Raw genomic sequence first — 22,058 nt, 5'->3', positions numbered from 1 at the left:
GAAAACTTGATTCAGAAAATGCAATGAACAAAACAACTCAGCTCAATACTCGCTGTACCAGTTTCGTTGGCGACCATAGCAAGTGTGAACCACCTGATCCCTTCCCGAACTCAGAAGTGAAACCACTTAGCGCTGATGGTAGTGTGGTGTTAACCATGTGAGAGTAAGTCATCGCCAACTCCTTTTTAAATAAAAACCTTCAATCAAATAAATAATGGTTGAAGGTTTTTTATTACATAAATTATTTGTATTCTTAATTATTTACTTTTAAAATATCTTTTATTTATTTGATTATACTATCATGATTCAATTACAAAATTTTGCTTTACGTCAAGGCTCTCGTGTTTTATTTCAAAATGCAAATTTACAAATTCATCCAAATTGGAAAGTCGGTTTAACGGGTATCAATGGTGCAGGGAAATCATCACTATTTGCGGCATTATTGGGCGAATTGGGGGCAGATGTTGGTGAATTAAGCCGTCCTCAACATTGGACGATTGCTCACATGGCACAAGAAATTGAAGCCTTAGAGATGACAGCACTCGATTTTGTACTTTCTGGTGATACAGAGTATTGGTCAATTCAACAGCAATTACAACAGCCTGAACAATTAAGCGATGAACAATTGGCTCGTTTACATGGGCGTTTTGATGAAATTCAAGGCTATTCAGTAGTAGCAAAAGCCTCAACATTATTGGCTGGATTAGGCTTTTTACCACATCAACCACAACAATCGGTGAAAAGTTTCTCGGGTGGTTGGCGTATGAGATTAAATCTTGCTCGTACTTTGATGAGCCGTTCTGATTTATTATTGCTCGATGAGCCGACCAACCATTTGGATTTAGATGCGATTTTATGGTTAGAAGATTGGTTAAATCATTATCAAGGGACGTTGATTTTAATTTCACACGATAGAGATTTTTTAGATGCTGTGACTGACCATATTTTACATATTGAAAATGCAGAATTAACACTCTATACAGGTAATTATTCTCAATTTGAAATTATTCGTAGTGAACGCTTGGCTCAACAACAACAAGCCTATGAAAAACAACAAGAAACTAAAGCCCATTTACAAAAATTTATTGACCGTTTTAAGGCTAAAGCGACTAAAGCACGTCAGGCACAAAGCCGTATTAAACAACTTGAGCGTATGCAACAGCTTGCTCCCGCCCATATTGATACGCCATTTACCTTTCAATTTCGTGAACCGAGTAAAATGAGTTCGCCATTATTGCAACTCAATGAGGCAAGTATTGGTTATTCTGCTGATAAAATACTAGCAAAAAAAATTAATCTACAAATTACACCAAATAGCCGTTTGGGATTATTAGGTTTAAATGGTGCAGGAAAATCAACGCTAATTAAAAGTTTAGTTGGTGATTTGTTATTATTGGCAGGGGAGAGGAAAGCATCGGAATTACTCAATATTGGTTATTTTACTCAACATCAAATGGATAATTTAGATGCTCAAGCTAGTCCAATGTTGCAACTGTCTCGTATTGCTGATAAAACCATTAGTGAAGCAAGTTTGCGTGCATTTTTAGGCGGTTTTGGCTTTAGTGGCGAGCGTATGGATACGCCATGTGAGAAATTTTCAGGTGGTGAACGAGCGAGATTAGCGTTAGCATTGATTGTTTGGCAACGTCCTAATGTATTGATTTTAGATGAACCAACTAACCATTTAGATTTAGATATGCGTCATGCTTTGTCGATGGCATTGCAAGATTTTGCAGGAGCTGTAGTGTTGGTTTCACACGAACGGCAACTAATTGCAGCAGTTTGTGATGAGTTATATTTAATTCATGATGGTAAAGTCAAAGAGTTTGATGGCGATTTAAATGATTATAGTCAATGGTTACGCCAAGCCCGCCAGCAGATGATTGCACAACAAATGGCTGAATATAAAACCGCTGAACCTGAAATTAAACATCAAAAAGTCGATAAAGAAGCCCAACGTAAAGAAATGGCTCGCAGACGAGAATTAACCCGTCCAATTCGTAAAAAAATTGAGCAAAATGAAGCTAAAATGAGTAAAATCCAAGCTACATTAGCCGAAATTGAGCAAAAATTGGCGGATGAAAGTTTGTATCAAGCGGATAAAAAAGCAGAATTGTTAGCCATTATGGAACAACAACAGCAACAAAAATCTCAACTCGCTGAATTAGAAGAGTTATTATTAGAATTGATGATGGAACTAGAAGAAATGGAAAATGGATTTGATGAATGATATATGTGTGATTTGATATGATGGTAGGGGCAGAAATATTTTGCCCTAGTATTATTAAAAGGTATAGTATGTTAGATGTATGCTGTATAATGGAGAATCATGTTATATGGTTTAGAGATAATAATGCGAAAGGTTCAAACAAAAGATGCTTATGATAAACTATTGAATTCTATGCTAATATTATCAATGAGTGTTTATGGTATAGCTACTGTTTTGGGTATGATTTTTATTAACCTTTTGGTGTTGTTATTTGCAATATTTATGATACCTGTTTTTTTAATAGGTGTATTCGTATCTTCAACGGTGGTAAAAAACATTGCACGTGCCTTAAAATTTACAAATAATTTTGTTCATAGAGCAATGGTTGGATTATTGTATACCATATTAGCAGAGATTTCTGCAGTGTTTTATCTTGTGCTTGTAGCGGATCAAAATATTTGGAATGAATATGGTGTATTGATTGTTATTCTAGTATTTTGTATATGCATTGGCTTTATTTCAGCAAGAGTTTTACCTAGTGAATGATACATAATGATTGAATGGAATAAAGTAGGGATAATTATTTTTATCCCTACGCTAAATCAATGGATTACAATCATTTAGATACAATTTATATCATTAAATGCTTAATCACGCACCACCAAAACAGGTACATGAATTTCGCCTAATAGGTTTTGAGCCACACTTCCTAAAACCATTTTCTTTAATCCTTTACGTCCATGTGAACCCATTACCACTAAATCGGCATTGACTTGTTCTACCAATTTAACCAATTCAGTATGTACTTCTATTCCTTCGATGATTTGCGTATCAACTACAACACCTTGTTCAGCAAATAATTGTTTTGCATGGTCCAAAATCTCTTGTATGCCTTGACGTGCTTCTTGTGCGTAACGTTCTGACAAAGCACGTGTATCAACAAATTCTACACCCACAAAAGGATCTAAAGTTAATACACAAACAGCTGTAACTTTACTCTGAAAGGTTTTTGCTAATGTGGCTGTTTGAGCAATCGCCTTAAGTGAAGTGCGAGAACCATCAACAGGGACAATAATATGTTGGTACATACCTAACTCCTTATTATTTACATACTATTTATAAGGATATTACTGCATTTTGCAATAAATTAAAAGTGAATTTTAAAATTTTTATTGCTTGAATAGATATTTATCTCAAAATAAAGAAAGGCACTATGCAGTACCTTTCCTTATCATTAAAAAAGAAACTCTAAAATATTTAGAATTGTCCGTTTACACCGATAAAACCACCAATATTTTGTGTTTCGCTACCTGCAGTTTGTGTATTGATACCGCCTATCAAAGTCGCTTTAGGTGCAAATTGCCATTCAGCACCTATGTGAGCATTGACGGCAGTTTTGTCTGTTTTTGAGTTAATTGGCATTGTAAAACCACGGTTATATTGGCTAATGCTTGGTAAAGATGCTGTAATATTAAAATCTTGATTTTCAAATTCATGACTTACGCCTAAACCACCATAGATATTGGTTTGAGGATTAACTTTATAATTCACATTTAAACCTAACTCACCTTGTAATGACTTCTGGCTATGCCCATGAAACTTCATTGCAGTTGATAAATTAGTTTGATTTTCCAACAAATCGTTAATATTTAAACGCTGATAACTTGCACCTAAATATGGTGTATAAGTTAAATTGCCTTGTTGAATATCATAAGAGCCACGGGTACTCACTTGTAAACGTTGTCCATCAGTTTCTGCATTATGCTGACGTGCTTCCCCATCCCAATTTACCTGACGTGTATGTTCAATCGCTAAATGGTCAAGACCTGCATGGCTTTGTAATCGCCATTGATTATGTTGATAACGATGGTACAGTCCTAAACCAAATTGTTGTACATCGGTAGAATTTTTACCGATTTCATTTTTTTGCTGACCTAATTGTACATATAAACCAGTATTATGCCCACCTTTGGCGACATCAGCACCTAAACGTACTTGGCTATCTAAACCATCAGTTTTGACTTGATTGACTTCACTATGACTTACTTGCCCATCAACCCACCAGTTATTTTGTGTAGGCTTGATTTGTTGTAAACGGCGTTGCATTTGCTGATTTTGGTTATTACCTTGTACTACTAAACTATTAGTCAATACACCTACTTGTGCAGGTGCTTCAATAATTGAACGGTAATATTGAGCTAGAATACGATGAGTACGCCCTGCTGGGTGAATAGCATCGGCAAACATATAATTTTCACTATCGTTAGCATCGGCTAAATTTGCTGTAGTACATGCCAATGATTCAGATGTTGGTACACCTAATTGATTTGCACACGCTACCCCCGTTACATTTTTAAAGCCAAAACCAGTCGGGTTTGCTGTTGCTTCTTGCAATAATTTAAAAGTATTGGCAGGAACAACATTGGCAGTAGTTTGATTTAACCCATTGTATAGATTTGCATTATATAGCTGAGCTGCTTGCTGAGCAGGTGTTGCTAAAGCAGGATTATTTAAAATTAATGGTGTTAATGCTAAATCAGGAATATTAGGTACTAAAATCAGTTTTGCACCTGCTTGATTCAGTGTTTCAACATCTGCTACTGCACGAGTTGCTGAATTTATAATTGAAGCTTGAGCATTGCTAGGATTTTCTGCTACCGCAAATAAATCATTTGCCCCAATCCAAACAGAATATAATGCATTTGGGTCAGCTTTTCCGTTATTATTGGCTAAATAACTAGCAATTTGTTTTTTAGTCGATGGAATTTCTACTAAGCCATTCCATATTGCTTCTTTTCCTGCTTGCGAAGCTCCAACGGTATAATTTGTACCTTTAGGATTGTTTGCAGTATAAGGTTCAGCACTTGTGCCATAGCTATTAGCTAATACACGTGTCCATACTGGTGTTGGATTCGTGGTAAATGAGTCTTGCAATATGCTTCCTAAGGCAGGATTTTCACCGCTAATAATTTCTTTAATACGCCCTGTATCGGACAAGCTATCACCAAAGAAAACAGTTTTACTAAAATCTTGTGCAAAACTCGCTGTACTCATTAATGCAGATAATGCTAGTGTTAATGTTAATGGACGAAACATCGCAAGCTCCCTTGAATGGATAAAAATGATATTTTTCATTATAGAGTAATCATTCTAAAAGTCAAATATTTTATACAGTTATGAATAAGTGATTATTTTGCATTAACTGATATTTTCCGTTAAAATTTCATTTTTTAAATTAGAGCCATCTGCTATGTCCACGCAATACACTACTCATGAATTACAAGTTTTAACAGGTCTCGACCCAGTCCGTCTTAGACCAGGAATGTACACCGACACATCTCGTCCAAATCATTTGGCTCAAGAAGTGATTGATAATGCGGTTGATGAAGCCTTAGCAGGTTTTGCCAATAAAATTGTGGTTAAAGTGTATGCTGATGGCTCATTGTCGGTGCAGGATAATGGACGTGGTATGCCTGTGGATATTCACCCAGAATACGGACAATCAGGGATTGAAATTATTTTAACTAAATTGCACGCTGGTGGTAAATTTAGCGATAAAAACTATGAATTTTCAGGCGGTTTACACGGTGTAGGGATTTCTGTGGTCAATGCTTTATCGCATAAAGTGGAAGTTGCAGTTCAGCGTAATGGGCATATTTATCGCATGGATTTTGTTGATGGCGAAGCGGTCGGTGGTTTACAGATTGATGAAAATAAAGTCGCTAAAAAACAGACTGGTACAACTGTGCGTTTTTATCCCAATGAAAAATATTTTGATAATGTTAAATTTGCTTTAAAAGCCCTAAAGCATAATCTTAAAGCGAAAGCGGTACTCTGTGCGGGCTTAAGTATTGAATATATTGATGAAATTAACCATGAAAATATTGTTTGGCAATTTGATAATGGCTTAGTTGATTATCTAAAAGATGAAATTAATGATAGAGAAATTTTGCCAGAGATACCATTTGTGGCTAAAGGAACGGTAGAAAAATCGCAGGCGGAATTTGCCATTTGTTGGAATATTGATGGCGGAGAGCAAGTTCAAGAAAGTTATGTCAATCTCATTCCAACCGCTCAAGGTGGCACACATGTCAATGGTTTACGTACAGGTATGACTGAAGCCTTACGAGAATTTTGTGAATTACGCAATTTATTACCACGCAATGTCAAATTATCGCCTGAAGATGTCTGGGACGGCGTGAATTTTATTTTGTCATTGAAACATCAAGAACCACAATTTTCAGGACAAACCAAAGAACGCTTATCGAGCCGTGAAGCCGTGGCAATCGTACAAAGTATCGCCAAAGATAGTTTTGCATTATGGCTCAATCAATATCCTGAGATTGCTACGCAACTGGCTGAACTCGCCATCGAAAAAGCAGGCAGACGTTTAAAAGCATCGAAAAAAGTTGAACGTAAAAAAATCACATCTGGTCCTGCTTTACCGGGTAAATTAGCCGATTGTGTTGGTACGGAGCGTGAAAATTCTGAATTATTTATTGTCGAAGGCGACTCGGCAGGTGGTTCAGCCAAGCAAGCTCGAGATAAAAATTTCCAAGCGATTATGCCAATTCGTGGCAAAATTTTAAATACTTGGGAAGTCTCGTCTGATGAAGTATTGGCATCGCAAGAAGTACATGATATTGCCATTGCGATTGGTGTTGACCCAGCGAGTGATGATTTATCAGAATTACGTTATGGCAAAATTTGTATTTTAGCCGATGCTGATTCGGACGGTTTACATATCGCAACCTTATTGTGTGCGTTGTTTGTGAAACATTTCCCAGCTTTAGTCGCAGGTGGACATTTATATGTGGCGATGCCTCCATTATATCGTATTGATAGTGCGAAAGAGGTTTATTATGCCCTTGATGATGATGAATTGAATACCATCTTACAAAAAGTCAAAGGTAAAAATCCGCAAATTACTCGTTTTAAAGGCTTGGGCGAGATGAATCCATCACAATTACGAGAGACGACTATGTCACCAGATACTCGCCGATTGGTACAACTTGATTTAGATGATATTCAATTTACATCAGGCTTGTTAGATAAATTATTGGCGAAAAAACGTGCATCTGACCGCAAAATATGGCTCGAACAAAAAGGTGATTTAGCGGATTTAGCAGTGTAATATTTCCATAAATTTTTTTTGATAAGATGAGACATATTATGTTATGATGGCTATATATTTTTAAATGGGAAAAATAAATGAAATTTATCTTCTCTCTAAGTTTATTACTCAGTTTAACAGGCTGTATTTCTGTTAATATGGAATTAGAAAGTGCCAAAATTGGTAAATCTAATCCTGCTTCAGAATTTTGTTTGCAACAAAAAGGCTTTTTAGATTATCAAAAAGATGCCAATGGGAATACAGTTGGTATGTGCCATCTTAAAAATGGACAAGTGATTGAAGAGTGGCAATATTATCGCCAGTATCATTAATCGATGATTTGTTACAGATAGACTAGGACGTATGCTGATTAATACTTAAAAATGCGTCTTTGTGATTATAAAATATATCATTGAGTAAAAATTATCACTACAATAGCATAAAAATACACTAGCGATTTTATGCTATTTTGATTATAATATTTGAATTACATCACACTTTAGCTATTTATTAATTTTTTACTTTGCTATTATGATTGTCAATCGTGAAACGCCATCAGTTTTTAAATTACTGTTTTCTTGGCAAGGGACTATATTGCCTAAAATTTTACCGCCTTTGGGTGTGGTGATGTTGATTTCAGGCATTGTGGGGGGGATTGAATATGTACAATGGTATCATTTTCCTAAATTCCCGTTGATTGGCTTTACTTTAATTGGTGTAGTGCTATCTCTATTTTTAAGTTTTAAAAATAATACTTGTTATGACCGTTGGTGGGAAGCACGAAAATTATGGGGGAATTTAATTGCGACTTCACGTAACATTGACCGTGAAAGCCGTATTTTAACGCAAGCACGCCGTGAGCGAGTGATTCAACATACATTGGTATTTGCTAATGTTTTAAGGGATCGTTTACGCCGTCAAACTGTTCATCCAAATGAATTGGCTCAAATTAGTGGTGTGTCAGAACAAACATTATATCAATTATATCAACAACATAATGCACCACAATATACAATTAATCTTATTCATTGGGAAATTATGCAAGCGTATAAAGAGGGTGAAATTAGCGATATTATTTATCATCGTTTTATTGAACATTTGGCAAATTTTGGCAGTGTACAAGCGGGTTGCGACCGTATTGCCAATACACCGATTCCTTTTGCGTATTCGGTACTGTTAAATCGTACGGTTTATTGTTTTTGTTTTATGTTACCGTTTAGTTTAGGTTCAACATTGGGTCTGGTAACGCCTTTATTAGTTGGATTATTAACTTATACTTTTTTGGGTTTAGATGCGTTAAGTAGCGAATTAGAAGAACCTTTTGGTACGCAAAGCAATGATTTACCATTAGATGCAATGGTACGTAGCATTGAAATTGATTTATTATCAACCTTAGGAAGACCAACGCCACCACCTATTCAAGCACATGGCAATAATTTATTATAATCATAAGTTGTATAAAAATAATTCAATTAATATTGAAAAACTACAAATCATTCCCATATTGATAACATCGTTTAATTGATTTATTTTTGGGAATTTCTTATGACAGAACAAGCGAAACAACATAGTTTCCAAGCCGAAGTGGCACAACTTTTGCATTTAGTAACGCATTCATTGTATTCAAACCCTGAAATTTTCTTGCGTGAGTTAGTGTCAAATGCGTCTGATGCGTGTGATAAATTGCGTTTTGAAGGTATCAACAATCCTGAATTTTATGAAAATGACAGCGATTTGCGTGTGCGTATCAGCCTGGATAAAGATGCAAAAACCATCACCATTTCTGATAATGGTATCGGTTTAAGCGAGCAAGAAGCGATTGATAATTTAGGCACGATTGCAAAATCTGGTACCAAAGATTTTATGTCAAAACTCACAGGCGACCAAAAAGCAGATGCTCAATTGATTGGTCAATTTGGTGTGGGTTTTTATTCTGGCTTTATCGTAGCAGAAAAAATTACCGTTGAAAGTCGCCGTGCAGGGCTAGACAGCAAGCAAGGCGTGCGTTGGGTAAGTGGCGGTACAGGTGAGTTTACGGTTGAAAATATTGATAAGGTTTCACGTGGAACAGATATTATTTTACATTTGCGTGATGATGCCACAGAATATTTAGAAGCATGGAAAGTGCGTAATATTGTCAATAAATATTCTGACCATATCAGCTTACCAATTCAAATGCAAAAAGAAGTGTGGCAGGAAGAAGAAGTTGCCGAAGGCGAAGAGCCAAAAGGCGGACAAATGGTGAAAACCGATGAGTGGGAAACCATTAACTCGGCAAGTGCCTTATGGACACGCAGTAAAAATGACATTACTGAAGAGCAATATATTGAATTTTATAAAAATTTAAGCCACGATTATGAAGCACCAATCACTTGGTCGCATAACCGTGTAGAAGGTAATACTGAATATACACAATTATTGTATATCCCAAGCAAAGCACCACATGATATTTTTACGCGTGAAGCGAAAGCAGGCATTAAACTGTATGTGAAACGTGTGTTTATCATGGACGATGCGGATAATTTAATTCCAAATTATTTGCGTTTTGTGCAAGGTGTGGTTGATAGTGCTGATTTACCATTGAATGTCAGCCGTGAATTATTGCAAGAAAGCCGTGATGTCAAAACCATTCGTGAAGGCAATGCTCGCCGTGTTTTAACCATGCTTGATGGCTTGGCAAAATCAGAAGATGAACAAGACCAAGAGAAGTTCAAGCAATTCTATAGCGAATTTGGTGCGGTGATTAAAGAAGGTTTAGGCGAAGATTTTGGTAATCGTGAACGTATTTTAAAATTATTGCGTTTTGCGACATCAACCAATGATGAGATTTCAACATCATTAGCCGACTATAAAGCACGCATGAAAGAAGGTCAAAAGGCGATTTATTATGTGACGGCTGAAAGTTTGACTGCTGCTAAAAATTCACCACAGCTTGAATTATTTAAGAAAAAAGGCATTGAAGTGTTGTTGATGGCTGACCGTGTTGATGAATGGGCGATGAATTTTGTGCATGATTTTGACGGTACGCCAATGCAAAGTATCGCCAAAGGTGCGGTCGATTTAGGCGATTTGCAAGATGAAGAAGAGAAAAAAGCCTTAGAAACTGCACAGTTAGAGTTTAAGCCGATTGTTGATAAACTCAGCGATACACTTAAAGACAAAACCAAAGAAGTACGTGTAACCACACGTTTGGTGGATAGTCCAGCGTGTTTAGTAACAGCTGATGGTGAATTATCGCCACAATTATTGCGTATGCTGAAACAAGCGGGGCAAGCCGTGCCAGAAAGTAAGCCGATTTTGGAAATCAATCCACAACATCCATTGGTACAAAAATTGCAAGGTTCAAGCCAATTTGATGATTTAGCCAATGTGTTATTTGACCAAGCGGTGATTGCTGAGGGTGGATTACCTGATGACCCAGCAGAATATGTGAAACGTATCAATAGTTTATTGTTAAAATAATCGCTTGATTTATATTGAAAAATAGGCTAATGTTTAGGCATTAGCCTATTTTTTAGAGATACATTCAATGAAAAATATATTAGGTTTAGTTGCAAGAGAGCAAATCATTAAAAATCCTAAACCATATTTTGATTTTGATGAAGATTATCGATATTTTGTGTGTCATTATCAAAAGGCAGAATTAAATCCAGATGTTGTGTTGCTGGATTATGAGCAGAGTATTCTCCGAAATCGTGAGATGCAAAATGAATACTCTGAATTTGCTCAACAACTTTGGTTATTTGCTGATAGTGGTTGCGGAGATATGTGGTTTTTGCATAAAACAAGCAAACAAGTTTTATTTTATGACCACGAACAAGGTGAACTTTCATCTTTTGATGATTTTACAATCATGTCAGTGGAATTTAAAGAATTTGTGAATTTAATTTTAATACTTGAACAATTTCAGCAAAAATTAGATAATGATTTAATTGATGATTCAGAACAGTATTTTTTGGATCATGTATATCATATCAATCCTAATTTTTTTGCTATTTATCCCTATCAAATTTATTGACAAACTGTCATATTGGAGACTAAATAATGGTAACAATAAAAGAGATGAGAGCTTATAAAAATACAACTGAATTTCAAGATTTTTTACTTAAATTTCATCAAGATAAAGAATTTCAAAAGATTTTAAAAGCAACAAATACGATTTATCGAGATGATGATGACATTATGATGGATAAAATACTGACTGATGACATTAATCTATCGTCGTTAAGTCTTGATGATATTCACTACAATGTTCAACATCATACAGAATTATTTTTTCGTTATTATAAGCGGTTTTTATGTTTATATGTAGATGAAGATTTAGTCAATGAAATTGATGAAGATGATGATTATGAGCCAGAAGAAGATGACGATGAAGAGAACGTGATTTATCCAAAAGTTATCAATAGTTATACATTATTACATTGTATGATCGATTTCCATTTATTAAATACCAATCAAAAAGCATTATTTGAGTATCATAAAAAACTAAAAATTCCAAATGCAAAAAAGCATTCGAAAAAATTGGTTGATTTATTTAATGCATTATAAAGTTAATAATATGTTTAATTATCATCGTGAAATTTTAGGTAATATTATTATCTATAAGAGAGATGTGATATGCAATTATTATCACTTTTAACAGATTCTTATATTGCTAGAAGCCCAATTCGTTTCCAATATACAGAAAGTGAAGGTGTTGATTTAGATGTTTTTATTAGCATTCATCAACATCAAAACCTTGTTGATACTGTCATTAGATTTAAAAATGTTGCACAATTTCAATGTATTAATGTTTATTTTCCTGAATTTTATTACCAAAAATATTGTATTATCAATCAAATAGAGAGTGGATTTTTTGAAGTTTTAGATGGTAATTTTTTCACTCAGCGTTTATTAGAAGAAAAATCGAAAATCTATTTGCTATATGGTTATGATTGTTATCTCATCATTGAATGTTGTGATTATCAAATCTCTTGATTTCAGTAAATATATAGGTTAATTTAAATCATTCACCTATTTTTAAGGAATATTATCATGTCAAAAATCACCCGAGAATATGCACTTACTCCCAATAGAGTTTATCAAGTAACCACTGATATTGGGCAAGGTTCGCTCTGTATAGGCTTAGAAGGTATGGATAAAAAATATTATGATGTGCTGATTGAGCCTAATCAGCCTGTAAATTGGGATACATTTAATGAATATTATACGGGTTCTGGCGAGCAGAATAAGCATTTATATCCTTATGGTAATTTTCCCCGTTGGTTTATTTATTATGGCAATGATATAAGTTTTATTGAATGGTCAAAAAAGAGAAAAATTGAAGGTTTTGATTGGTGCCCACAACAGAATATTGAAATAGATTTTAGCAATGCTCAAATTCATGGATTATCCATTTATGCTCAATATCCAACCATTATTCATTCTATTTCAGCACATAGTAGACGCTTATATTTAAAAGGAGATTTAAATTTATTTGATATTCAGCATAATGCCAGTGATGATTTATCATTATCACTAAGCCCAGCTTTAACAAAAAATGATGAGCCATATCAAATTCCATTTTTCTCTGCATTTAAAACACAAAAATCTTTAGATATTAGCGGTCAAATTGCTCATCAAGCGATTGATTGTCGCAGTTTATTGGCTTATGAAGAGTTAGAATCGCTTGCTTTATCTGGCAATGTCATCAATCTGCAAGCATTAAGTCAATTAAAACATTTAACATCATTGCAATTACGCTACATTCCTGATTTATCCGATTTAATCGATTTAACTGCATTTCCAAAATTAGAAAGTATTTTACTGTGGAATGTGGAAGAACAAGGTGCAAAACGCTTAAAAGCACATATTAAGCAACATAAAAATCAATTATCACATTTAGACAGTCATTTTAGCCAATTAAAAAAGGCAAGTTGGTTTGTTACTGAATATCAAATGCCATTTTCTGCGTGGGAAGGGAAAAATGCCAAAACTGCTGTGAAATTGTATAAAAATGCAGTTAAATCCCTAAAAAAATTAGATGATGTGGAACAAATTAAAGCCGTTATTGTTGAATTTGTTTGTGCGTTTAATGCTTTAGAACAAATAGAAACCACCGAACGAGAAGACATAGGTACAGCCGTATTACAACTTATTCAAGTACCGAATGTGATTGTAGATGATGAGATTGCCTTACAGTGGTTTGATGAAGGGCGGGATTATTAAAATCAATTAAAAAATAGACTAATGTAAATCATTAGTCTATTGTTATTTCACCATAAAAACCGTATTGAAATTTCAATACAGCCTTTATTTTATCTTTTTACATTTAGTTTAGAAACGTTGTGGTTGTTGAGCCACCCAGTTAAATAAACGTGTAGCATCTTGTGTGCGTGCTGCACTATCAGAACCACCCAATAATACCACCACGACAGGACGAGAATTAATATTCGCTTGCATTACAACACAACGTCCAGCTTCTTTAATATAACCTGTTTTTGATACATCTAAACTCCAACCACCATTACGTACAATCGCATTGGTATTGTTTGAAGTGAGCATACGATAACCTAAATTAAAACTGTTACTTGCAGATGTTGAAAAATGACGAATCGTACCATAACGAGCAGCTGAACTGGTTAAAATACCTAAATCACGAGCTGATGATACATTCTTAGGGTCTAAACCTGATGGGTCTGTAAAATTTGAAGAATACATACCCAAACTGGCAGCTTTATTATTCATAGCCGCAATAAAAGCATTACGCCCACCTGGATAAGTGCGACTTAAAGCCATTGCTGCTGGATTTTCAGACTTCATCAACGCTAAATATAAAGCATCAGAACGAGTCATCGTATCACCAACACGCAAGGTTGAACTTGAGTTTTTACCACCAGCACCTGCAAAATCACTTGATGTTAAAGTAATTTGTTCATATAAGTTTAAATTGGCATCTAAAGTAACCATTGCGGTCATTAATTTGGTAATAGAAGCAATTGAACGTACACTTTCGGTGTTTTTACTATACAATACTTCGCCTGTAGTTGCATCCATCACTAAGGCTGCACGTGCATTGACTTCGGGTTTATAAGCACTATAATCTTGATATTGAGTATAATTACTATTGGTATAACTATTATTATAACTATTATTGTTATAGCTATAAGTATTTGTATCTTGTTGATATGAAACTGGTGTGCTAGTCATTGTTGTACTCGTTACGATACGAGCTTTTTGTGGCACTTCATTATTATTTAAAAATTTATCAGCTTCATCTGCTGACCAAATCGCACCTTGACCTGAGCGAATAACAATATCTGCAAAGCTACCAGTGCTTGCAGTTAATAATGCCGCTGCTAAAGTACAGCGTACCAATTTTGAGTTAAGCATTTCCATCTCCTGCTATCAGTATCAGAGTTTATCAAATCACCTATGTAAACCATTTATTGGTGATTGTTGTGATGAATGAAATTCTCACATTTTTTTAAGCAATTTATATTTTGTGTTGCCTATAATTTGCAAAACTATTTTGCCATGATATTATGTATAAATCACATAGAAATTCATATTTTTTGTAACGATATGGCACTAATTATTTGCAGTATGTAATATTTTAACAGAAACTTGTATTTATGGCTGTATTTTAACACAATATTTCATCAGTGAGTAGTTGCTATGATTAAAGTTTTAGTAGTTGATGACCATGAATTAGTCCGTATGGGGATTTGTAGTATTTTACAAAGTTATCCTGATATTGAAGTGGTTGGACAGGCAGAAACTGGCGAAATGGCATTGGTATTTTTAAAACAACATGACGTTGATGTGGTATTACTCGATGTAAATATGCCGGGTGTGGGCGGTGTTGAAACGACTAGACGTATCGTACAATATGATGCACAATGTAAAGTCATTGCGGTGAGTGGTATGACTGAGGAGCCTTACCCTTCAATGATTTTAAAAGCAGGTGCAAAAGGATATTTGACTAAAGGTTGTGAACCGAATGAAATGCTTAAAGCGATACAAAAAGTCATGCAAGGCGGTAAATATTTGTGTAGTGTGGTGGCAGAACAATTAGCGAGTAGCTTGTTGTCAGAACATCAACAATCGCCTTTTGAACAATTATCAGAACGAGAATTACAAGTAGCAATGATGGTGGCAAATGGCATTTCTGCTCAAGAAATTGCTGATAAATTATTTGTCAGTGTAAAAACCATTAATACTTATCGTTATCGTATTTTTGAAAAATTAGATGTGGATAGTGATGTGAAATTAACACATTTAGCCATTCGCCATAAATTAATTCAGATTTAAAGATAATGTGTCATGTCTATTGAAACTACATATATTATTCATCGCTTAGGATTATTATATTCTCTGTATCGTTTGGTGTTGGCATGCTCGTTAATGCTCACCTTTGTGATGACGTTTAATAATTTAAAAGCCTATTATGGCTATCCTGATTTATATCTTTATACATCAATAATATATATTATATTTGCTTTAGTGCAAATGACACTAATGCGTTTTGTTAAAATTGGTTCACCTGTACATTTAATTGCCATGTTTGTAGTTGATGTGGTGCTTTTAGGTCTTTTAACTTTTGCGTTGGTGCATGGTGTTAATTTACAAATTGGCTTGATTTATATGATTGCAGTGTTTTTGTCGAGTATTTTGCTCGATAAAAAATTCTCATTAATCATTATGTTATCAGCCATTATTAGTGTAACTTATCAAAATTTTATTGGTGGGATTTTTAGTTTAAGTTTATTGCGAGATTTTACCAATAATATTTTATTGGCATTTTTATTTATTGTTATGCATCAGGTGGGGCGTATTGCTTTAGAACGCTTTAAAATTTTAGAAAATATGACCATTCATCAATCGGAAGAGTTAAGCCAATTACAAGGTATTAACCAGTCGATTATGCAACAGATTGATGTAGGATATTTGCTGATAAATAAGCAAGCACAGATAGTATTATCTAATCCACGAGCGTGTCAGTTATTAGGATTACCACAATTAGTATCATATGAAAAATATCCGTTAGAAGTTTGGCAAGATGAGTTTTATCAATATATTCAAGAGCATAGTTTAATTTGTCCAGATGAGCAATTACATCATCATGCGTTTCATTTTCATAGTCATCAATCAGGGTATAAAATGAGCGTTAAATGGCATATTTTACATACTGCTAATGAGCCGATGACGTTATTTATTCTAAAAGATACGCAAGAAATTAATCAGCAAGTTCAACAGTTAAAATTAGCAGCTTTGGGACAACTCTCTGCCAGTATTGCCCATGAAATTCGTAATCCACTTGCGGCAATTGTGCAAGCGAATGAATTGTTAAAAGATGAATTATCAGAAGATGCCAAAATGCTATCAAATATGATTAGTAAACAAACCGAGCGTATTAATAAAATTATTCAAAGTACGCTAAGCATGGCAAAAAATGATGGTGTACGTACGGTGATGATTTATTTACAAGATTTTGTACAAGGAATGCTTGATGAAGATTTAAATGATGTTAAAGAACAAATTCAAGTAGAAATTGAGCCTGATTCTTGTATTTATTTTGACCAAAATCAATTGCGTCAAGTGATGATTAATTTGATACGTAATGCTTTACGCCATAATCAAAGTGAGCAAGCAATTATTATTCGTACGCAAATGTTTGAACACCTGATTTGGATTGATGTGATCGATTTTGGGCAAGGTGTGGAAAAATCACAACAAGCTAATTTATTTAAACCTTTTTTTAGTACCGAAATTAATGGTACAGGCTTGGGTTTATATTTATCGAGCAGTTTTTGTGAAGCTAATCATGCAACTTTACGTTATATTGATGAATATCAAGGGGCGTGTTTTAGAATCGAAGGTTTAGCTTGTAAGATGAGTAATTGAGAATAACAATTTAATATTTATAGATTTTATGTTAAGATGTCTGCCATTAAACTGCTCATATAGGTGAATTATGTCGCAACAACCTTTAGTTCTGATTGTCGATGATGAAGAAGATATTTGCTTACTCATGCAAATGACTTTAAAAAAACTAGGTATTGATTCACATGTTGCCTATACTATTCGCCAAGCCAAAGATGCGTTAAAAAAACATCATTATGATGTATGTTTAACCGATTTTAATTTACCAGATGGTACAGGTTTAAATTTAATAGAATTTGCGGTTGAAAAATACCCTAATATGCCTATCGCCGTGCTGACCGCTTATGGTAATATGGAAATTGCAATTTCAGCATTAAAAGCGGGTGCATTTGATTTTGTCAATAAACCTGTTAATCAAATGCACTTAGAACAATTATTACAAAAAGCATTGAGTCATTCGCAACATTTATTATTTTCACAAGAAAACTCTTTAGAAAATAAAATGTTAGTTGGCGATTCAGAACCAATTCGTCAGCTTAAAAATAGTCTTAAGAAAATTGCACGTTCGCAAGCCCCTGTGTTTATTACGGGAGAATCAGGTACAGGGAAAGAAGTGGTGGCGAATTTAGTCCATCGTTTAAGTCATCGTAGTGAAGGGTCTTTTATTAGCGTGAATTGTAGTGCGATTCCGCATGAATTGATTGAAAGTGAATTATTTGGACATAAAAAAGGTAGTTTTGCAGGTGCAACACAAGATAAACAAGGTTTAATTACATCGGCACATGGCGGTAGTTTATTTTTAGATGAAGTAGCGAATTTACCATTAACGATTCAAATTAAATTATTACATGCTATTCAGGATAAAAAAGTCCGACCTATTGGTAGTGAGCAAGATATTCACGTTGATTTTCGTTTAATCAGTGCCAGCCAACAAGATTTGGAAGCTATGGTACAACAAGGTAAATTCCGTCAAGATTTATATTTCCGCTTAGTGGTAATGGATTTACATTTACCACCATTGCGTGAGCGTGGTCAAGATGTAATTTTATTAGCAGAATATTTTATTCAGCGTATTTGCCAAGAATGGAATATTGGTGTGAAACAGCTATCTGCCGATGTGAAACACTTTTTATTGCAACAATATTTTGCAGGTAATGTGCGTGAATTACGTAATTTAATGGAACGTGCGATTACCTTATGTGATGGTTTACATATTCAGTTAGAGCATGTACAAGCTCATCATTCTCGTGTGCTGGCACCTGTAGTAGAAACATCAACGAACAAAGAAGAAAATGGAACATCAATCATCATAGAAGATCCTATGCCAGAGTTTAAACGTGGGTCAAAATTACCGATGGAAGGTTTGGAGCGTTATTTAGAAAATATTGAGAAAGAAATTATTTTGACTGCTTTAGATTTAACGCACTGGAATAGAACATTAGCTGCAAAAAAATTAGGCATGTCATTCCGTTCATTACGCTATCGTCTGAAGAAATTTGGTTTAGATGATATTGATGAAGTAGGAGATGAATAAAATGTCAGCACAACAATGTAAAAATATTATTGTAGGTATTACAGGTGGAATTGCTGCTTATAAAAGTGCAATTTTGGTTCGCCGTCTAAAAGAATATGGTTATGATGTGCGTGTGGTGATGACGCAAGGTGCATTAGCATTTATTACACCACTGACTTTACAAGCATTGTCAGGCAATCCTGTGCATACAACGCTATTAGATACTGAAGCTGAAAAGGGTATGGGGCATATCGAGTTGGCAAAATGGGCTGATTTAATTTTGATTGCACCTGCGAGTTGTGATACTTTGGCACATTTGGCACATGGTTTTGCTGATGATTTATTAAGCACTTTATGTTTAGCAACGATTGCACCTATTTGGCTTGCTCCAGCGATGAATCAACAGATGTGGCAAGCAAAAACGACACAGCGTAATTTAAAATTATTGGCTGATGATGGTTTTTATATCGTTCAGCCTGCAAGTGGTGAACAAGCGTGTGGCGATGTTGGTGTTGGGCGTATGCCTGAGCCTGAACAGATTGCGTTACAAGTTCATCAATATTTTTTACAGCAAAATATGCCATTAATTTTGGCAGGTAAAAAAGTAACGATTACCGCAGGACCAACCCGTGAAGCAATTGACCCTGTACGTTATATTTCAAATCATAGTACAGGAAAAATGGGTTTTACCATAGCTCAAGTTTGTGAACAAGCTGGAGCGGAAGTTACTTTAATTGCAGGACCCGTGTATTTAGATACACCAAAAAATATTCAGCGTATTAACGTGCAATCAGCACAACAAATGCTTGATGCAAGTTTACAAAGTGTAGAAAATGGGTGCGATATTTTTATTGCTACGGCTGCGGTGGCAGATTATCGAGTAGCTGAAGTTGCGGAACATAAAATAAAAAAAACGTCTGATAAACAAGATATGATTTTAGAATTAGTCAAAAATCCAGATATTGTAGCAACTATTGCTCAATTGACTAATGCACCTTTTATGGTTGGTTTTGCAGCGGAAACACAAAATGTTGAACAATATGCGAGCAAAAAACTAGTTGATAAAAAATTAGATATGATTGCATGTAATGATGTTTCTCGTACAGATATTGGTTTTGGTGCTGATGATAATGCGATGGTAATTTTTTTCGCAGAGCAATATCAAAAAACGGCTTTGAAACTGGAAAAAGCCAGTAAACATAAAATTGCTCAACAGTTGATTACTGCTATTGCTGAAAATATTCCAAAATAAAGTGATGTAAGTCGCATTTTAATGGTTGTTAGTTTAAAAAACAACCACTTGTAATAAATTAATAAAAAAAGTAGTTGCAAAGTATATTAAGTTACTGTAACATACGCACCTGTCGAGATAGCGTTAGTAAATAAAGCTAGTAAAATCAGGAACTTAGCTTATATTTGTATTGGGTTAAGTGATTTTAGAAGGTGTTATTAGTTTTGTTTTTGATGAAGTTTTAGTTTAAAAACAAAATAATTTTTTAAAATAAAGCTTGACAAAGATTTAAAACAGTATATAATATTCGACACTGAAATTATGAGTGATATTGAAGAGATATTACCTTACTCAATTAAAACATTTAGAAGAACAACTTGTGTGGATTTTTGCTATTATTGGATGGATTTTTATATTTTAAATTGAATATAAAGTTCATTTGATTTGGTAGAAATTGACTCGAGATTTATTTGAGCGAAAATTTTGCTAGTGATTGAATGGGCGAATTGGTATTTGTTGTTATGTTTATGATGATGAATGCTGATTAAGAATGAATTAAACTGAAGAGTTTGATCATGGCTCAGATTGAACGCTGGCGGCAGGCTTAACACATGCAAGTCGGACGGTTGAAGGGTGCTTGCACCTGGAGATAGTGGCGAACGGGTGAGTAATGCTTAGGAATCTGGCTATTAATGGGGGACAACAATTCGAAAGGATTGCTAATACCGCATACGCCCTACGGGGGAAAGCAGGGGATCTTAGGACCTTGCGTTAATAGATGAGCCTAAGTTGGATTAGCTAGTTGGTGGGGTAAAGGCCTACCAAGGCGACGATCCATAGCGGGTCTGAGAGGATGATCCGCCACACTGGGACTGAGACACGGCCCAGACTCCTACGGGAGGCAGCAGTGGGGAATATTGGACAATGGGCGCAAGCCTGATCCAGCCATGCCGCGTGTGTGAAGAAGGTCGTAAGATTGTAAAGCACTTTAAGTGGGGAGGAGGGTACCGATGCTAATATCATTGAGTACTGGACGCTACCCACAGAATAAGCACCGGCTAACTCTGTGCCAGCAGCCGCGGTAATACAGAGGGTGCGAGCGTTAATCGGAATTACTGGGCGTAAAGCGCGCGTAGGTGGCTAATTAAGTCGGATGTGAAATCCCCGAGCTCAACTTGGGAATTGCATACGATACTGGTTGGCTAGAGTATAAGAGAGGAAGGTAGAATTCCAGGTGTAGCGGTGAAATGCGTAGAGATCTGGAGGAATACCGATGGCGAAGGCAGCCTTCTGGCTTAATACTGACGCTGAGGTGCGAAAGCATGGGGAGCAAACAGGATTAGATACCCTGGTAGTCCATGCCGTAAACGATGTCTACTAGCCGTTGGAGTCGTATAAGACTTTAGTGGCGCAGCTAACGCGATAAGTAGACCGCCTGGGGAGTACGGTCGCAAGACTAAAACTCAAATGAATTGACGGGGGCCCGCACAAGCGGTGGAGCATGTGGTTTAATTCGATGCAACGCGAAGAACCTTACCTGGTCTTGACATACAGAGAACTTAGCAGAGATGCTTTGGTGCCTTCGGGAACTCTGATACAGGTGCTGCATGGCTGTCGTCAGCTCGTGTCGTGAGATGTTGGGTTAAGTCCCGCAACGAGCGCAACCCTTATCCTTATTTGCCAGCACTTTGGGTGGGAACTATAAGGAGACTGCCAGTGACAAACTGGAGGAAGGCGGGGACGACGTCAAGTCATCATGGCCCTTACGACCAGGGCTACACACGTGCTACAATGGTAGGTACAAAGGGCAGCTTAGTCGCGAGGCTTGGCGAATCCCAAAAAGCCTATCGTAGTCCGGATTGGAGTCTGCAACTCGACTCCATGAAGTCGGAATCGCTAGTAATCGCAGATCAGAATGCTGCGGTGAATACGTTCCCGGGCCTTGTACACACCGCCCGTCACACCATGGGAGTTTGTTGCACCAGAAGTGGTTAGCTTAAAAAAGGGCGATCACCACGGTGTGGCCGATGACTGGGGTGAAGTCGTAACAAGGTAGCTGTAGGGGAACCTGCGGCTGGATCACCTCCTTAACGAAAAAAAAGATTCGTTTGATGATAGTTAGAAT

17 protein-coding genes and 2 rRNA genes are annotated in these 22,058 nt (G+C 35.7%); 16 read left to right on the top strand and 3 right to left on the bottom strand.

The genetic code is table 11. From position 1 onward, the window contains the following. The first annotated feature begins 65 nt into the window (after positions 1-65). The 3 genes from rrf to LU301_RS11850 all read left to right on the top strand — a co-directional run bounded on the left by rrf (position 66) and on the right by LU301_RS11850 (position 2,755). Positions 66-180, top strand: a 5S ribosomal RNA gene (gene rrf, locus LU301_RS11860). Positions 181-301: 121 nt separating this feature from the next. Beyond that, complete coding sequence (locus LU301_RS11855; RefSeq protein ID WP_305271139.1) at positions 302-2,230, top strand: ATP-binding cassette domain-containing protein; 1,929 nt, start codon at positions 302-304, stop codon at positions 2,228-2,230. A 99-nt stretch (positions 2,231-2,329) separates the two neighbouring features. Next, entirely contained in the window at positions 2,330-2,755 is a 426-nt protein-coding gene (locus LU301_RS11850; RefSeq protein WP_305271138.1) for a hypothetical protein, read from the top strand. Between the two features lie 101 nt (positions 2,756-2,856). Here the strand turns inward: LU301_RS11850 and LU301_RS11845 are convergent, their stop codons facing one another. Next, a complete protein-coding gene (locus LU301_RS11845; protein ID WP_305271136.1) occupies positions 2,857-3,297 on the bottom strand; it encodes a universal stress protein in 441 nt (146 codons plus the stop codon). 169 nt (positions 3,298-3,466) lie between these two features. Continuing rightward, positions 3,467-5,305, bottom strand: coding sequence for an autotransporter domain-containing protein (locus tag LU301_RS11840; protein ID WP_305271133.1), 1,839 nt, complete (start codon positions 5,303-5,305; stop codon positions 3,467-3,469). Between the two features lie 154 nt (positions 5,306-5,459). On the opposite strand from LU301_RS11840, the gene parE reads away from it, so the two are divergent. From parE to LU301_RS11800, 8 genes are all read left to right on the top strand, one after another. Next, a complete protein-coding gene (gene parE, locus LU301_RS11835) occupies positions 5,460-7,343 on the top strand; it encodes a DNA topoisomerase IV subunit B (RefSeq protein WP_305271130.1) in 1,884 nt (627 codons plus the stop codon). A gap of 77 nt (positions 7,344-7,420) precedes the next feature. Next, a complete protein-coding gene (locus LU301_RS11830; protein ID WP_305271127.1) occupies positions 7,421-7,654 on the top strand; it encodes a putative hemolysin in 234 nt (77 codons plus the stop codon). 202 nt (positions 7,655-7,856) lie between these two features. Further along, positions 7,857-8,768 carry a bestrophin family protein gene (locus tag LU301_RS11825; protein WP_370692266.1) on the top strand — a complete coding sequence of 304 codons (912 nt, stop codon included), beginning with the start codon at positions 7,857-7,859 and terminating at the stop codon, positions 8,766-8,768. A gap of 99 nt (positions 8,769-8,867) precedes the next feature. Beyond that, positions 8,868-10,784 (top strand): molecular chaperone HtpG, encoded by a 1,917-nt coding sequence (gene htpG, locus LU301_RS11820; protein WP_305271121.1) that lies wholly within the window; start codon positions 8,868-8,870, stop codon positions 10,782-10,784. Positions 10,785-10,851: 67 nt separating this feature from the next. Continuing rightward, the gene (locus LU301_RS11815; RefSeq protein ID WP_305271119.1) at positions 10,852-11,340 is read left to right on the top strand and encodes an SMI1/KNR4 family protein; all 489 of its coding nucleotides are present in this window, start codon (positions 10,852-10,854) and stop codon (positions 11,338-11,340) included. Positions 11,341-11,366: 26 nt separating this feature from the next. Continuing rightward, the gene (locus LU301_RS11810) at positions 11,367-11,873 is read left to right on the top strand and encodes a hypothetical protein (protein ID WP_305271116.1); all 507 of its coding nucleotides are present in this window, start codon (positions 11,367-11,369) and stop codon (positions 11,871-11,873) included. A 69-nt stretch (positions 11,874-11,942) separates the two neighbouring features. Further along, positions 11,943-12,302 carry a hypothetical protein gene (locus LU301_RS11805; protein WP_305271113.1) on the top strand — a complete coding sequence of 120 codons (360 nt, stop codon included), beginning with the start codon at positions 11,943-11,945 and terminating at the stop codon, positions 12,300-12,302. Positions 12,303-12,359: 57 nt separating this feature from the next. Further along, the gene (locus LU301_RS11800) at positions 12,360-13,532 is read left to right on the top strand and encodes a leucine-rich repeat domain-containing protein (RefSeq protein WP_305271111.1); all 1,173 of its coding nucleotides are present in this window, start codon (positions 12,360-12,362) and stop codon (positions 13,530-13,532) included. Positions 13,533-13,640: 108 nt separating this feature from the next. Here LU301_RS11800 and LU301_RS11795 read toward each other — a convergent pair whose 3' ends face one another. After that, positions 13,641-14,696, bottom strand: a complete 1,056-nt coding sequence (locus LU301_RS11795) for a D-alanyl-D-alanine carboxypeptidase family protein (RefSeq protein WP_305271110.1) — start codon at positions 14,694-14,696, stop codon at positions 13,641-13,643. 285 nt (positions 14,697-14,981) lie between these two features. On the opposite strand from LU301_RS11795, the gene LU301_RS11790 reads away from it, so the two are divergent. From LU301_RS11790 to LU301_RS11770, 5 genes are all read left to right on the top strand, one after another. Then, positions 14,982-15,617, top strand: coding sequence for a response regulator (locus tag LU301_RS11790; protein ID WP_305271108.1), 636 nt, complete (start codon positions 14,982-14,984; stop codon positions 15,615-15,617). 12 nt (positions 15,618-15,629) lie between these two features. Then, positions 15,630-17,210, top strand: a complete 1,581-nt coding sequence (locus tag LU301_RS11785) for a sensor histidine kinase (protein WP_305271106.1) — start codon at positions 15,630-15,632, stop codon at positions 17,208-17,210. Between the two features lie 67 nt (positions 17,211-17,277). After that, the gene (locus LU301_RS11780) at positions 17,278-18,723 is read left to right on the top strand and encodes a sigma-54-dependent transcriptional regulator (protein WP_305274091.1); all 1,446 of its coding nucleotides are present in this window, start codon (positions 17,278-17,280) and stop codon (positions 18,721-18,723) included. A 1-nt stretch (position 18,724) separates the two neighbouring features. Further along, positions 18,725-19,954: a bifunctional phosphopantothenoylcysteine decarboxylase/phosphopantothenate--cysteine ligase CoaBC gene (gene coaBC, locus LU301_RS11775; RefSeq protein WP_305271105.1), complete on the top strand. Its 1,230-nt coding sequence runs from the start codon at positions 18,725-18,727 to the stop codon at positions 19,952-19,954. 536 nt (positions 19,955-20,490) lie between these two features. Next, positions 20,491-22,023 (top strand): 16S ribosomal RNA (locus LU301_RS11770). The last annotated feature ends 35 nt before the right edge of the window (positions 22,024-22,058 follow it).

Origin of the sequence: Moraxella sp. ZY210820, from assembly GCF_030674635.1 — a bacterium.
Classification (GTDB): Bacteria; Pseudomonadota; Gammaproteobacteria; order Pseudomonadales; family Moraxellaceae; genus Acinetobacter.
This window is presented reverse-complemented; position numbering and strand designations above follow the sequence as displayed.